The sequence below is a fragment of the Parvularcula sp. IMCC14364 genome, assembly GCF_030758415.1.
Taxonomy (GTDB): Bacteria; Pseudomonadota; Alphaproteobacteria; order Caulobacterales; family Parvularculaceae; genus Aquisalinus.
Genome location: NZ_CP132334.1, coordinates 2,438,242 through 2,452,998 on the forward strand (window position 1 = coordinate 2,438,242; position 14,757 = coordinate 2,452,998).

Below are 14,757 nucleotides of genomic sequence, written 5' to 3' on the forward strand. Positions count from 1 at the left end.
AACATGTCATGCTTGCTGATTGTGGTTGCCCGGCAGCGCCGAAAAAAACACAATGCTGAACATGAAAGAAACCTATGAAAATGTGCTGCCATGGTATCTGGCGCAACTGGAGGCGGGCCACCGCGCTGCGCTGGCCACATTAGTACGCGCCGATGGTTCCTCGCCGCGCCCTGTTGGCAGCCAGATCGCGGTCACGCAGGATGGCCGTCATTTTGGCTATATCACCGGTGGCTGCGCTGAGGCGGCCATCCATGATGAAGCCGTTCAGGTGATCCGCACCGGGACACCCAGATTGCTGCGCTATGGTGAGGGATCTGCTTTCATGGATATTCAGCTGCCCTGCGGCGCGGGCATTGATGTGCTGATCAGTTCCCCTACCCTGTCCGCGATCGAGGAGGTCCTTTCCGGTCTCAGCGCGCGCCAGCCTGTCGCCCTGAACCTGCTGGGTGACGCTGACACAGCCCCGAAGATGCGTGGTTTCACGCAGGACCCGGCACCAGATGAGACATGGGTCAAAAACTACACACCCGCCCCGGCCCTGCAGATCATTGGCCGCGGGCCGATCGTTGCCGCGCTGGCCACACTGGCTGCGACCGCCGATTTCGAGGTGCATGTCGCAACGCCGGATACGGATATTTCAGACGCTTCCTTTCCTGCAACAGCGGTTGACCATATGACGACGCCAGAGCGGTATAGCCCCGCCTTCACGGATCAGTGGTCAGCCGGCGTTCTCCTGTTTCATGACCATGAATGGGAGCCACCCACGCTCCTCAAACTTATCCGTACAGACTGCTTTTATCTGGCAGCGCTCGGCAGCCAGAAAACACACGCGCAGCGATGCGAACAATTGCGCGGCATGGGCGTTGAGGAGAAACAGCTTGCCCGCATTTCCGGCCCTGCCGGCCTTGATATTGGCGCCCGCACGCCGCAGGAAATAGCCGTCTCCATTCTGGCTGAAGTGATTGCCGCTTTCAGAAAAAGTGAGCCCGTAAAAGGTGCATGACCTCGCCGCCATTATCCTCGCCGCCGGTCAGTCGTCGCGCTTTGGTGCGGCCAATAAACTGCTCGCCCCCCTCAATGGCAGGCCGTTGCTCGCCCATAGTCTTGATACGGTTTGCAAACTCGGGCTTGGACAGATCATCGTAGTGAGCGGGCACGATCACGAGGCGATCGCACAAATCGCGCAACCCTATGCTGTCAGGGTACAGCATAACCCGGCTTACAAGACGGGCATGGGCAGCTCGATTGCCTGCGGTGCCACGGCCCTGAACCCGGAAGTGGCGGGCGTTTTCCTCTGCCTTGGTGACATGCCCTATCTGACAGATACTGTTTTTCAAGCCGTGGTAGATCAGTTTACTGCACATGGAAATCATGGCCGTAAGGGCAGTCGTGCCCCTGGCAGCATCGTCCGCCCCGTCTTTGAAGGCAGACCCGGCCATCCTGTGCTGTTTCCGGCAGATGTTTTTCCCGCCCTAGCCGGGCTGACGGGGGAGCTTGGGGCCCGCGACATTATCGCCGCAGAGCAAAGCCGCCTGCTGACGATCAACTGGCCGGATCACACCGTGCTGGCCGATATTGACCGACCAGAAGACTTGCCGGGGTAAACCGAATGTGATTGTACGGTTTAATGCACACAATATATCAATTTTGAATAATCCGAATTTTCTATGAGTTTTCGTGATGACCAACATTAACGAATTTCCAATTCCTGCAGATGTTATTCCTGCGCGACTAAGAGCTTTGCTCAGTCCCAAGGTATTGCTTCGGACATTCGTGTGGAAGTTACGAAACTGGACGGGCACTAGATTTCATTTTCGACAAAATTATTGATGCGTTCGAACATATCAACAACCAGCTGGAAGAATTGATGAGTCGATAAAGGTACTTATCCTTCTAACTCTCGCTCTTCTGCTTCCTGTAATTTAAGCTCAGCAAAAGTTATCCCGAGCTCAGCTACCTTCTGAGGGGTTGGATCGGGAATTTGACTACCCAAATGTCGCTTGGGCGGTGCATAACTTTTTTTAGAGTTGATGAATGTATGGAGTTCTGGACTCGGTGGTTTCCATTCTTGACTTTCAGTGACCTCCCCAAGAATTTGTATGCCATTCGGAACCAACAACATCGGTCCCTTTAGTTTGTAGACGAATTTAGGTCCACTCTCTCCATGTATCTCTTGAGTACCATGCTCAAATGCATTCCGAGCTTGATGTACATACGAAAGGAGTTCATCCTCGCGTCGAATTTTTCTGACACATCCGTACCACGCATTATGCTTTGGACGATCCTTAGCCCAATTTGCTAACATTGAAAAAACATGATTATGAGCTTGCAAAAAATCAGCCCAAGCAAATCGAAATGTCTTAAAATCCCTGCATGTACACAGGGTTTCGTATGCCTGCGTAGCCTTTTCGAGTGAAAGACACGCTTTTTGCAGAGATGGGTGACGCAATTGTAATTCCTTAACTTATTTTACTCTGCATCTGCTATCTGCCAATTTTACGTAACGTTTAGCGAAAAGCATGCAAGCAAATAATCAAGACTTGATATTGATGAGCACAACCGTAACGAGAGCCTTAGGCTAAACCTCGACCTGAGCCCCCCAACCCATGAACAGACTCCCCCCGGAAAAGAGCGGACATGGTCAGCTTACCGGCTTTGATATGGGGAAGATCACTCAGGTGGGCTGAAGCCAACTTAGCCCGCCAGATCGCTCTTTTACACTCCACCCCCGTTTGCCTTCTGCCTCATTTTAGATTTCGCTCGGCGCAACCGGGGCCCCAACCCCGTTTGCCTTCTGCCTCACTCATTCTTCACCTTTTGCTCTTAACCGTGTATTGGTAAGGCAAAGGGATGGTGAAACATGGCCAGTAACAAACAGTTACGGGAAATTCTAGATGATATTGCCGCCGCGCCAAGCGGGCCGCAGGTTGCAGCAATTTTCGACTTTGATGGCACGCTGATCGCGGGCTATTCGGCAACCGCGTTCCTGCGCGAGCAGATCATGAGTGGCGGACTCTCGCCCCGGGATTTTGTCCAGCAATTTGAAGCGGTGCGGAAATTTGCCGCCAAGAAAGTGGGCTTTTCTGCCCTGATGAACGCGACCGCCAACACCCTGCGAGGCCGCGCTGAATACTGGTTCGAGGAATTTGGCGAGGAGGTTTATAAAAAATCCATCGCCGGATCAATCTACCCGGAAGCGCGGCGCATCGTGAACGCGCATCTGGAAAAAGGCCACACGGTGGCCATCATCTCTTCCGCCACAAAATACCAGATCCTGCCAGCGGCGCGTGATCTTGGAATCGAGTTTCTGCTCTGCACGGAACTGGAAGTTGATGACGGCATCTTCACCGGCAATGTGATCAGCCCGACGTGTTTCGGCGAAGGCAAGCGCATGGCCGCCGAGGACCTTGCCGCAGAAGAAGGCTGCAAACTTTCCGAGAGCTTTTTCTATACGGACAGTGATGACGACCTGCCGCTGGTTGAAGCTGTGGGTCGCCCGCGCATTCTCAACCCCAACAAGCCGCTGGCCAAAATCGCCAAGGAACGCTCCTGGCCGGTTTATAAATTTACCAGCCGGGGCCGCCCCGGTGTTGGCACCATGCTACGCACCGGCATGGCCTATAGCGCCCTGCCCTCCGCCCTGGCGGTTTCCTCGACCATGTGGGCTGCAACCGGGCGCAAGCGCGACATGCTGAACATGGCGACAAGCCTGTGGTCGGATTATGCTACCGCCGTTACCGGTATCAATCTTGATGTGGAAGGGGAGGAACATCTCTGGTCCCACCGCCCGGCTGTTTTCATTTTCAATCATCAGAGTTCGGTTGATACACTGATTATCCCGAAACTGCTGCGCCGCGATTTCACTGGCATTGGCAAGAAAGAGATCGGTGACTTCCCGGTTATCGGGCAGTTATTCAAATTTGCCGACGTGATCCTGATTGACCGGTCCGATGCCAAAAAAGCCATCGAGGCCATGAAGCCGGTTATTGAGGCATTGCAGAAAGAAAAGCTTTCCGTCGCCCTGTCACCCGAGGGCACACGGAGTGTCTCCACGCGGCTTGGTGCCTTCAAGAAAGGCGCTTTTCATATTGCCATGCAGGCAGGCGTGCCGATTGTGCCGATCGTGATTCACAATGCGGTTGATGCCCTGCCGCGTGGCCAGAATTTTGCGCGTGCCGCGGACATCAAGGTAACCGTGCTGGAGCCCATCGACACCAGCGACTGGGAGCGCCAGTATCTTGATGACTATATTGATGAGATACGCGATCTTTTCCTCGAGACGCTGGGCCAGCTCGACGATGCAGGGGAAGATATATCCCTCGATCACTGGGACGAGCCGTTAAGCGCAGAAGATGCCGAGCCGCCTGCAGAACCGGAGGCGCCTGAACTGGATCTGCAACCAGAACCAGCGCCAACGCCGAAAAAGAGCCGCAAACGGGCGCCTGCGAAAAAAGCGTCCAGCAAAAAGGCGACACGCAAAGGCACCCCCCGTAAGAACAGTGCCACAAAATCGGCCAGCAAATCCCGCAGCAAGGCAAACGGCCGCGCCACCCAGTAAGGCGTAGTGACCGTTACAGTTCTGCCTTGAAAAACAGCAGCTTGCTGTTTGCGGACGGAATTGCTTAAGTGTGTTTTCAATAAGAACACCCGCAAAAGGGTGACACGCGCCCTGACGGGCGACACGGGAGATTGTTATGAAGCTGACAGCGGCCGTTTTGGGTGCCGGTTCCTGGGGCACGACTGTCGCCTCGCTTATGTCACATAATATCCCGACGATCCTCTGGGGCCGCAGCGCCAGCATCGTGCAGGAAATAAACGACCATCATACCAACGCGACCTATCTGCCGGGGGCAAAAATCGCCACCGCCGTGAAGGCCACAACCGATATGGAAGAAGCCGTCGCGCAGGCGGATATCATTGTACTGGGCGTCCCCTCAAAAGCGATGCGTGATACGCTCGATGAAGTCAAAAAATACGTTCGCCCCTGGGTGCCGCTGATCAGCCTTGCCAAGGGCCTTGAGCCGGGCACCCGCTATCGGATGACTGAAATCATCAAGGAAGTGCTGCCCGGCCACCCCCCGGGGGTGCTGACTGGCCCGAACCTGGCAAAGGAAATCATTGATGGCTTCGCGGCCGCCAGTGTGCTCGCCATGGAGGACGAAGTGATCGTGAAGCAGCTCCAGCCTGTGTTCGGCAACGGCATCTTCCGTGTCTATCATAATACGGATGTGGTCGGCTGCGAGCTTGGCGGCGCGTTCAAAAACGTGATCGCCATTGCCGCTGGCATGGGCGATGGCTCCGGCGCCGGGGTCAATACCCGCTCTACGGTGATTACCCGTGGCCTGGCGGAAATGACCCGGCTTGGACGGGTTATGGGCGGGCGCGCCAGCACTTTTGCCGGGCTGGCAGGCATGGGCGACATGATGGCAACCTGCACCAGCGCGCTCAGCCGTAATCACACTGTCGGCTTCAAACTGGGCCAGGGCAAAAAGATTGATGAGATTATTTCAGAAATGAACCAGGTGGCCGAAGGGGTCAAAACCTCAAAGGTGGTGATGGAGTTGGCCCAGGAGCATGACATCGAAATGCCCATCTCGCTGGAAGTCTATCGCGTCTGTCACGAAGGCTCGACTGCCCGGCAGGCTTTCCGGGGGTTGCTGCGCACACAAACCGGCGCTGAATCCGAACCTGGCTGATCATCCCGCCCTAGTCCATCGAGATCACTGAGAGAGAAACGTGAACGCACCCGATATTTCCAGACTGAGTAAGATTGGCGATCCGTGGCCGCATGAAAATACGCGCCCTGTACACTTCATCCTGTATGCGGAAGAAGACTTCGAGTTCGACCTGCTGGAGCGCTGGATTGAAACCACAAGACCCGAAGCAAGCGCCGCAGCCATCTCCCGTATGCGTGTCAGACAGGAAGACGAGGACGCCGCAACGCTCTCCCCCATTGACAAATTCATTGACGCCCCGCGCGATCATCTCATCGTGCCGCTTGGCATCGTCTGGACAACCGAAGGTGGCGAAGACGCCGCCCGCCTGAAGTTCAAGGATTTCATCTTTTCCAACAAGCTGGCCCCGACCAAACGGAGCAACAAGCAAAAAGTGCTGGCGGGCGATCCGACGCGCTGCGTGCTGGTGGCCGGCGAAGCAGCGACCAAGAAGTCTCTGGTTGAGCGCTTTGAGCAGAAATTCGTCAGTGACCGGAATGACAATGCTTTTGTTGAATATGTCGCCCGTCAGGCCGTGCTGACTGTAGAGCGTGAACAGCGCCGCGTCCCGGGCGCCGGCGCAAAACTGCCGCGCTTCGTTGTGCCCGCCATCATGGCCCGGCGCGACTTTCAGGCGCAGCTGCGCGACCTCGCCGGGCAGACCGGCAAATCACTGGACGATGTGGAAGCGCACGCCCGCAGCTGCCTGAAAGAGATCGCGCCAACCCCCACCCGCTTCTATGTCACCCTGATGGCAAAAATCATGCGTGGCCTGTGTGGCTTTGGCTATGAAAACAAGATCGTCACAGATGACACGCACCTGCGGGAAATTCGGGATATCGTGCGCAATAACCCGACAGCGCTGATGTTCACGCACAAGTCTCATGTGGATGGTCCCGCCCTGATCGCCCAGACAAGCCAGAGCAATTTCCCGCTGGTACACACAATCGGTGGCATCAATATGGCGTTTGCCGGCATGGGAACACTGGCCAAAAAAAGTGGTGCCATCTTCATCCGCCGCTCCTTTCAGGATGATCCGATCTATAAAGCCTGCCTTCGTCAGTATATATCCTATTTATTGGAAAAACGCTTTCCCGTCGCCTGGGCACTGGAGGGCACGCGCTCGCGCATCGGCAAACTGATGCCGCCGCGCTACGGCATCCTGAAATATGTCACAGAAGCGGCTGAGAAAAACGGCATCGACAACCTGCACCTCGTGCCGGTCTCCATTTATTATGACCTTATTCCAGATATCGGATCGTACAAGGACGAACAGCGCGGCGCGATAAAGCGCAAGGAAAGCCTTGCATGGTTCATTGGATATGTTGCCGGGTTACGCAAACCGCTGGGGCGCATCTTCATGGCTTTTGGCAGGCCGGTCATCGCCTCCCTGCCCGCAACAGTGCCTGAGGGTGCCAATGATGCAGATGAAGAAGCCACACAGGAAGCCGCGACCGTTCGCCTGCAGAAACTCGCCTTTGAGGCAGCGGTTAACAGCAATGAAGTGACCCCGCTCTCCGCTTCCGGGGTGCTCGCCCTGACCATGATCAGTGCTGCTCCGCAGGCGCTGACAGAAGAGGAAATCATTGCTGACCTTGAGGCATTGCGGGACTGGGCCCGGCAGCGTGATATTCCCATGACGGATGACTTTAGCGACAGTGGCAGCCACAAGCTGCGTGATGTCGCCCGCGCGATGATAAAAGTTGGCGTGCTTGAGCGCCATGAAACCGGGTTGGAGCCTTTATTCGGTATTGGCCAGGGACAGCAGTTTACCGTCAGCTATTACCGAAACACGGTTGTGCACCATTTCGTCACAGCAGCGATTGCCGAGCTGGCACTGGCAAAAGCAGCTGAGAGTGCACCGGGCCTTGCCGCCACGCATTTCTGGGACGAGACATTGTCCTTACGCGACCTGTTCAAGTTCGAATTTTTCTATGCGCCGTCAGATCAGTTTCGGGAGGACGTCAACAGAGAGCTGCGCCATCACGATGCCGGCTGGGAAAGCCAGCTGGCCGGTGGCGGCAGCCCCGCAGAAAAAGTGCTGGAAAAGGTCACACCCCTTTTCGTCCATGGCGCGCTGAAGCCGTATATTGAAGGCTACAGCGTGATGGCGGAAGCGCTCATGCGCCTGCGCCCGGGAGAGGAAAGCGATGAGAAGTCACTGGTGGCAGCCTGCCTGAAACTCGGCAAGGCAGCGGTTTTGCGCCGACAGATTACCGGCGAGGAAGCGATTGCCAAACAGATCTTTTCCCATGCATATCTGCTTGCGGAACATCGCGGCCTTGTGGGTGACGAGGCCCGCGACATGACAGGACGGCGCGTGGCCTTTGCCCGCGAGATGAACGAACTTCAGCGCCGCCTGCGCCTGATCGAAGCCATCAACGCGCGCCGCCGCGCCATTGGCGGCCTTGGCGTGCAGGGCGTAGTCGAAGATGACGGCTCCGTGCAGGTCCTGGGCCGGGGGTAAGAGCCACCGGATGATTCTTTCACTTCTCTCCGCCCTGATCACGTTTTTCGAAGCGCCGGTCCTTGAAGTGCCTGTTGAGTGTGACCTGACAGCTGTGTGCAGCATCCAGAAATATGTCGATCATGATCCCTCTCCGGCGCGGGCAGATTATGCCTGCGGCAATCTGAGCCTTGACGGTGACACGGGCACGGATTTTCGCGTTCCGACCATGGTGGAGATGGCAGACGGCGTCGCTGTTATCGCCGCTGCTGATGGCACGGTTAAGGCTGTGCGCGATGGCATGGCAGATATCTCCGTCAGACAAACGGGCCCGGATGCGATCAAGGGCCGTGAGGCCGGTAATGGCGTTGTGATAGATCACGGGAATGGCTGGGAGACGCAATACAGCCATTTACGACAGGGCAGCATCAGCGTGCAGCCGGGAGACATTGTGCACGCCGGGGACAGGCTGGGTGAAATCGGCCTGTCAGGCAATACGGAATTTCCGCATGTGGAGTTTACTGTGCGGTATGAGGGGGAAGCACTCGACCCGTTTGTCGGGCTGACAGATGATTTTGTCTGCGGCGATGCAACAGTGCCACTATGGTCAGATTCTGCTCTGGCGAAAATGCCCTATCGCCCGGCGGTTTTTCTGTCTGGCGGGTTCTCGGACCGTGCCGTTGAAATCAACGCCGCGCGAAGCGGCACATATGACAGATTTCAGTTAACCCCTGCGGCCCCGGCCCTCGTCTTCTGGGTGGACGTCTCTGGTATTCTGGAAGGCGATGAAGAACAGATGCAGGTCATCGGACCAGATGGGCGTGTCTTTGCCGAAAACAGGCGTACCCATGCGCGCAACAATATCAGCTGGTGGGCTTATACGGGCAAAAAGAAACCGACCATCGGCTGGCAGGACGGGACATATACTGCGGCCTACCAACTTGTTCGCAAAGGCGATGTCATTATTGACCAGAAAATGGAAATACCCTTGACCGCCGATACGGATTAAATTTCCGGTTCTTTCCAGGCAAAGATAACAGCCGGTATAACCAGCGTCAGCCAGAATAATGCCATGGCACCAGCGAAAAAATGCTCTGCACCAAGTGTGATCCCGAAAGACGCAATATTCCCGAGGGCTGTGATGATTACCACAAGCGCCAGACAGGCAACAACCGAGATATATGCATACCGATAAACCTGGTTGCGGGTGCTGCGTATCCGTTCATCCACAAGTTCATCAGGAAAATCTGTGAAACCGCGATTAACTCTACCCAATACAAACCAGAGACCGCCAAAAATGACCAGGTTCAGCATCAGCCATGGCCCGTCCAGCACACCCGTAATTGCGATCGTTAACGCCGACAGTACAAGCGCTGACCCCAGTGCCCGACGCACCGGCTGTGGGCGCAATCTGTCAAAGCTCTCATCGTTCATCGCTGCCTCTGCACGCGCTTCAACCTTGTCCAGCATTTCAGAACGCAGTTCCTTTGCCCGTTCATTCATCTGCTCATCTCCTTTATCCATCATTCTGCTGCCTTTCTGTCGGCAAAAACCTGCGCGCTCAAATACTGCATTGGCTCAAGCGAAAACACGGCTTCAATCGGAAGGTCGAAGAGGCTGGCAATCTGGAGGGCCAGCACAAGGCTCGGCTTGTATTCCCCGCGTTCCAGATAACCGACCGTCTGATAGTGCACCCCCAGCTTCACCGCGAGGTCCTTGCGGGATAGTCCCCGCTCTGTGCGCAATGCCGCCAGACGGTTGTAAACCGGCTGCTCTTCCTCTTTTGCGCTCCTGCTCATAATATATTATGTAGTATAAATGCTATATTTTGTCAATAAAATACGCTGCACACCTTACCTTCTGGCTAAGGGCCTCAATATGAACGGAAGCATAATGAACAATGTAAAAATTCGTTTATATTTGGAATGACCAGTTTCCTACAAACCCATATTGATAGATGAGTTAAGCTGTCAGCACTGTCGGTACATACCATGACTATTATTAGGATACTCGTACGGCTGACCATCATAACGCATGGCGAAGCCATAACGCTTTATACGGATATATCCATCACCAACAGTGTTGAGAACACCACTTCCAAGCATGGGCCGATAACGAGCCTCATGCCCTACTACAAAAAGTGGTAACTCTTCAGCGCTAACGGCGGAAGGTGCGCTTTGCAGGCTTGTAATTGGTGCGCCAGCTTCTAATGGTGTAACATTACAATTGCGTGCGTCCAGAGCAAATTGAAAGATAAAATCCCTGACCGGTTGCATTTCACAGTCATCATCTTCACAATCTGGGTCTTTCTTTTGGTAAATAATCTGTGTGAACCCAAAGGGAGTTCTCCACTCCGATCCTCCATGCCAACTCCATTCATATTGCGCCGTATGGTTAATCAAGGAGGGCACAAACCATACATGATGCATTACACCGGCTTGCCCTGCGCCCTGGTCAGCCAGAATTTGCAACATTGAATTATTAGACATCTCGGCTCTTCGCGACACAGTGAAATAGCTGGAAAACTCGATAGACGCGGCCAGAAGCAGAAGCAACAGCGGCAAAACCATCACAAACTCCATGGCTGCCGCGCCGTCATCCGATCTTCGAAATCGTGCTATTTGATGAGGTAAGTGCATAAGTTAATCCCCGAATAGTCGGGATAGTACAATTACGTTAAATCCATCCTAAGGTTACCCATAAAATTTGATATAAATTATTCAGTATAATCTTTAAATAAGAGTTTACCGGCATCACCTACATTCGCCTCATAGGGATAGTATGAAAGTTTCATAGTGCTGAGCCAAAAAATATTAGAGTCTGAATCAAAAGTCTTTCATATGAAACATGCTCTTGCCAGTCGTCTTGTTGCGATACGGATGTGAGCCATGAATAGCCATGCGATAGCTGAGGTCCAGCATCGTTCCCAATCCTTGGCGAGACGGCGTGATCGCCCTAACCATGCGAATGTGCGTTCTACGACCCATCGCCGGGGCAGGACTTTAAAGCCTTTCATTTTATCGGATCGCTTGATGATTTCCATCCGGAATGGACCGACTTTTTTAAGTTTGCGCTTTAGCTTATCTCCCGCATAGCCACCATCGGCAAAGATATGGCGAAGCCATGGAAATTTGTCTCGCGCTTCCATCAACACCGCTGGTGCGCCGTCGCGATCCTGTACATCCGCGGCATGCACAAGTGCTGTCACCAGAAAGCCTTCCGTATCCGTCAGAATATGCCGCTTGCGGCCTTTTATATTTTTGCCCGCGTCAAAGCCAGTAATACCGCCACTTTCTGTGGTTTTAACCGACTGGCTATCGATCACACCTGCGCTGGGGTGTGGGCTTCTGCCGTGTGCTTCGCGGCATTCAAACAGCAGGCGGTGATTGATCTTTTCCAGCAATCTGTCATCACGCCACCAATAAAAATATTTCTGAACCGTCGAAAAAGGCGGGAAATCCCTTGGTAACATGCGCCATTGGCAGCCAGTAGACGCGATATACAACAAGGCGTTCATGATCTCCCGCATCGGCCACTTGCGAGGACGCCCCATCCGATTTGGAAGAGGTATTTCAGGTTCAATCAAAGCCCATTCGTCGTCCGTCAGATCACTTGCATAGCGCAGGAAACTGCGGTCATAATATGTGCGGGTGGTTTCATTCCAACTCATCTGATCCTCCGTGTCTTAAGCAAACAAAGAGAATCATAAGTCGTTGAAATCACCCAGATACTTTTGGATCAGGCTCTTACACTTTTTCAGATATGAAGAAAAAGCATCGGTGGCTATAGAATTCGCCTTGTTATCACCTGTCTATATTTCACTCCTTTCCGGCATAATGTTCTTTATGTACTCTACAGTACAGGTCGCAAATCTGGATTATGTCGCCTATGCTTCCGCTACGGAGATTCGAAAGAATACCTCTGTTGCAAACAGCATAAGCGATTTCAAATCACAAGTTGTATGCCTCGAGGCATCTCCAATGCTTGATTGCGATAAAATAGAAGTAGGCGTGATGTCACGCCCTAATGTCTTTGGATTACAAGATTGGTTCGGCCAAAGTTTCATTGGTCAATTTTGCCCTGGAAATGCTGGTGAAATAGTTATGGTAAGTGTGCGGTATAACCTAGATGGACCACTTAGAAAATTTTATGCAAACGCTTCCCAGACAGAAGATGACAACAGGTTTATTCTGTCCCGATACCTTGTTGTGCGGGAACCAACTGTTGTGGGCGAAGGCATAAATTGCTGAACGGATACAAGTGATAATGAAATTAGTAAAAAAAATTCGTTCTTTCATACTTGATCAGACTGGGCAGTTCGCCATGATCACAGCTCTGGCAATGGTTCCCTTAATTGGTCTTGCCGGAGCCGCCGTGGATTTCTCATACGTATACATGGTGCGTATGAACCTTGAACGCTCAGCTGACGCTGCTGTGATCGCGGCTGTCGCCACAGCACGTCGAAATGCTGACAACATGACTCGCGCCGAGCTTGAAACCGAAATGCAGAACATTGCTAACAACATGTTCCGAAATGGCCTTTCAAAAGAAGTTAACAAGGAAAACCTTTCGTACAATATTGCTAGTGGCGTTGATGGCGGTACTATCAATGCACAAGTATCGTACACTTATAACTACGCCACAAAATTCATGAACATACTTGGCCAAAACAAAATCTCGACCAAAGGAATTGCTGAAGGCAAGGGCTCTATTGGCTCCTATACAGATTTCAATGTAATTCTCGATGTATCAGAGTCTATGGGTATCGGCGCCAGCCCTTCTGATATTCAGTATATGCATGATCTAGGGGCACAAACATGGACGCATAACAAACCATGCGCTTTTGCCTGCCATAATAATATAAGCCAATGGCGCAAGCATCCAATCGAAATTCGAATGGACGTTGCCAATGAAGCAATGCAGGATGCCTTGGATATTATTGAAGAAAAAAAGCATCCGGATAGCGTTATTCGTATCGGGTTTTACACTTTCGACCGGTCGCTTACTGAAGTCATAGATCCAGACAAAGACGATCGTAGTGATAACTATTCATGGGTTGCTGGTGAATTTGACCGACATGCTGTATTGAAGGGGCGTGGCCACCCTACCAGGATTGACCGATCCATCAGCGAAGTAGCTAGTTATATTCCAGTATCTGGCATAGGCGAACTTGAAGAAAGCCCGAAACAGATTGCCCTACTTATTACAGACGGTGCCGATTTCATTGCCACTGGTGACCCTGAATTCAATTCCAGCGACCCATGGTATCCCTGGGGCGGTGGAAGGCGTGCAACGGCTGTTAATCCGAAAGCCTGCAAGGGTTTGAAAGATAACGGTGTCGAACTCTACGTTTTGTACACAACTTACTTTCCGGCAAATAACGGCTACAGTTCTGGCAAGCTCTCCGAGTGGTTCGGTACTACCGGTCATACGCTCAACCTGACTCACCTCAAAGACTGCGCGACCAGTAAGGATCATTTCTATGAGGCATCTGATTCTCAAACCCTCCGGGTTGCCATGAACGAGATTTTCAAAGAAGTTTCTACACCAACGCACCTTAGCAAGTGATCTGCACTCTAGGAAATTCTCTCTTTTGGTGTAGACAGGTTTGAAACCTGTGCCGGTCAGAGCAAATATGTGATTGAAGCCAGTACGCCTGCTCAAATCAAGCAGACCTTTGAGGAAGTGCTAGCCGAGATCGCAACGCCATTGCGCCTGCAATGACAGTCTGAGTATTTTGTCCTGACAGGGATCAAATAACCCAGAGGCCGTGTTTCATTTCCTTGGCTGGCTCCTGATCCGGACATTTGCCGACCACTTTGGCCGGGATACCAGCCACCGTGCAGCCTGCGGGCACTTCCTCCAGAACGACGGAGCCTGAGGCGATCTTGGCATTATCCCCAACCTGGATATTGCCGAGCACTTTTGCGCCAGAGCCAATGAGCACCCCATTGCCGATTTTCGGATGGCGATCGGCACTTTCCTTGCCCGTCCCCCCCAGCGTGACGCCATGCAGCATGGACACATCATCCCCCACCACAGCAGTTTCACCAATCACCACATTATGGGCATGGTCCAGAAACAGGCCCTGTCCGAGTCTGGCTGCAGGGTGAATATCTATACTGAACAACTCGGACATGCGTGATTGCAAAAACAGCGCCAGCGCCTCACGGTCATTGCGCCACAGCCAGCTTGAAATGCGCTGTAACTGAATGGCCTGATAGCCCTTGAAATACAAAAACGGCTGCATCAACTCCCGGCAGGCCGGATCCCGCTCGTAGACAGCATGGATATCAGCCAGTGCTGCTGTCACGATGGCAGGCTCTGCCGAGAACGCTTCATCGCAGACTTCCCGCCATAACATGGCATTCATTTCCCGGTCTGCCACCTTCTGTGACAACCTGTATGACAGGGCGGCGGTATACGAATTATGGTGCAGGATCGTGGCATTAAGAAAGCTCGCCAGGATAGGCTCCTGGGCGGCAGCGGCGGATGCTTCCACACGCATTCGCGCCCATGTCTTTTCAACATTCAATTCAATCACATTCGTGTCTTTGGCTGAGCCGTTTTGCGCCGGGGCTGTTTCAGATGCCATGC

14 protein-coding genes are annotated in these 14,757 nt (G+C 53.2%); 8 read left to right on the forward strand and 6 right to left on the reverse strand.

Annotated features, from left to right (window positions below; all coding sequences use genetic code 11):
- The first annotated feature begins 52 nt into the window (after positions 1–52).
- Positions 53–1,003: an XdhC family protein gene (locus RAL90_RS11310; RefSeq protein WP_306250659.1), complete on the forward strand. Its 951-nt coding sequence runs from the start codon at positions 53–55 to the stop codon at positions 1,001–1,003.
- Positions 996–1,604, forward strand: coding sequence for a nucleotidyltransferase family protein (locus RAL90_RS11315; RefSeq protein WP_306250661.1), 609 nt, complete (start codon positions 996–998; stop codon positions 1,602–1,604). The genes RAL90_RS11310 and RAL90_RS11315 overlap by 8 nt, the downstream gene beginning before the upstream one ends.
- A 281-nt stretch (positions 1,605–1,885) precedes the next feature.
- Here the strand turns inward: RAL90_RS11315 and RAL90_RS11320 are convergent, their stop codons facing one another.
- Positions 1,886–2,449: a hypothetical protein gene (locus tag RAL90_RS11320; RefSeq protein ID WP_306250663.1), complete on the reverse strand. Its 564-nt coding sequence runs from the start codon at positions 2,447–2,449 to the stop codon at positions 1,886–1,888.
- Positions 2,450–2,860: 411 nt separating this feature from the next.
- On the opposite strand from RAL90_RS11320, the gene RAL90_RS11325 reads away from it, so the two are divergent.
- The 4 genes from RAL90_RS11325 (at position 2,861) to RAL90_RS11340 (ending at position 9,169) form a co-directional block, all read left to right on the forward strand.
- A complete protein-coding gene (locus RAL90_RS11325) occupies positions 2,861–4,558 on the forward strand; it encodes an HAD-IB family hydrolase (protein ID WP_306250665.1) in 1,698 nt (565 codons plus the stop codon).
- Between the two features lie 136 nt (positions 4,559–4,694).
- The gene (locus RAL90_RS11330) at positions 4,695–5,696 is read left to right on the forward strand and encodes an NAD(P)H-dependent glycerol-3-phosphate dehydrogenase (protein ID WP_306250667.1); all 1,002 of its coding nucleotides are present in this window, start codon (positions 4,695–4,697) and stop codon (positions 5,694–5,696) included.
- Between the two features lie 40 nt (positions 5,697–5,736).
- Positions 5,737–8,181: a 1-acyl-sn-glycerol-3-phosphate acyltransferase gene (locus RAL90_RS11335; protein WP_306250669.1), complete on the forward strand. Its 2,445-nt coding sequence runs from the start codon at positions 5,737–5,739 to the stop codon at positions 8,179–8,181.
- Positions 8,182–8,191: 10 nt separating this feature from the next.
- The gene (locus tag RAL90_RS11340; RefSeq protein WP_306250674.1) at positions 8,192–9,169 is read left to right on the forward strand and encodes a M23 family metallopeptidase; all 978 of its coding nucleotides are present in this window, start codon (positions 8,192–8,194) and stop codon (positions 9,167–9,169) included.
- On the opposite strand, the gene RAL90_RS11345 is transcribed toward RAL90_RS11340, so the two are convergent.
- The 4 genes from RAL90_RS11345 to RAL90_RS11360 form a co-directional block, all read right to left on the reverse strand.
- Positions 9,166–9,687 carry a hypothetical protein gene (locus RAL90_RS11345; protein ID WP_306250676.1) on the reverse strand — a complete coding sequence of 174 codons (522 nt, stop codon included), beginning with the start codon at positions 9,685–9,687 and terminating at the stop codon, positions 9,166–9,168. The genes RAL90_RS11340 and RAL90_RS11345 overlap by 4 nt on opposite strands.
- Positions 9,684–9,959, reverse strand: a complete 276-nt coding sequence (locus tag RAL90_RS11350; protein WP_306250678.1) for a helix-turn-helix transcriptional regulator — start codon at positions 9,957–9,959, stop codon at positions 9,684–9,686. Before RAL90_RS11350 ends, RAL90_RS11345 begins: the two co-directional genes overlap by 4 nt.
- 171 nt (positions 9,960–10,130) lie before the next feature.
- Positions 10,131–10,742, reverse strand: a complete 612-nt coding sequence (locus RAL90_RS11355; RefSeq protein ID WP_306250680.1) for a TadE/TadG family type IV pilus assembly protein — start codon at positions 10,740–10,742, stop codon at positions 10,131–10,133.
- Between the two features lie 254 nt (positions 10,743–10,996).
- Positions 10,997–11,830 (reverse strand): IS5 family transposase, encoded by an 834-nt coding sequence (locus tag RAL90_RS11360; protein ID WP_306249540.1) that lies wholly within the window; start codon positions 11,828–11,830, stop codon positions 10,997–10,999.
- A gap of 109 nt (positions 11,831–11,939) precedes the next feature.
- On the opposite strand from RAL90_RS11360, the gene RAL90_RS11365 reads away from it, so the two are divergent.
- Both RAL90_RS11365 and RAL90_RS11370 read left to right on the forward strand, forming a co-directional pair.
- Positions 11,940–12,410: a hypothetical protein gene (locus RAL90_RS11365; RefSeq protein ID WP_306250682.1), complete on the forward strand. Its 471-nt coding sequence runs from the start codon at positions 11,940–11,942 to the stop codon at positions 12,408–12,410.
- Positions 12,411–12,426: 16 nt separating this feature from the next.
- Positions 12,427–13,728 (forward strand): TadE/TadG family type IV pilus assembly protein, encoded by a 1,302-nt coding sequence (locus tag RAL90_RS11370; RefSeq protein WP_306250684.1) that lies wholly within the window; start codon positions 12,427–12,429, stop codon positions 13,726–13,728.
- 184 nt (positions 13,729–13,912) lie between these two features.
- On the opposite strand, the gene cysE is transcribed toward RAL90_RS11370, so the two are convergent.
- Positions 13,913–14,755 carry a serine O-acetyltransferase gene (gene cysE / locus RAL90_RS11375; RefSeq protein WP_306250686.1) on the reverse strand — a complete coding sequence of 281 codons (843 nt, stop codon included), beginning with the start codon at positions 14,753–14,755 and terminating at the stop codon, positions 13,913–13,915.
- Positions 14,756–14,757: the final 2 nt, after the last annotated feature.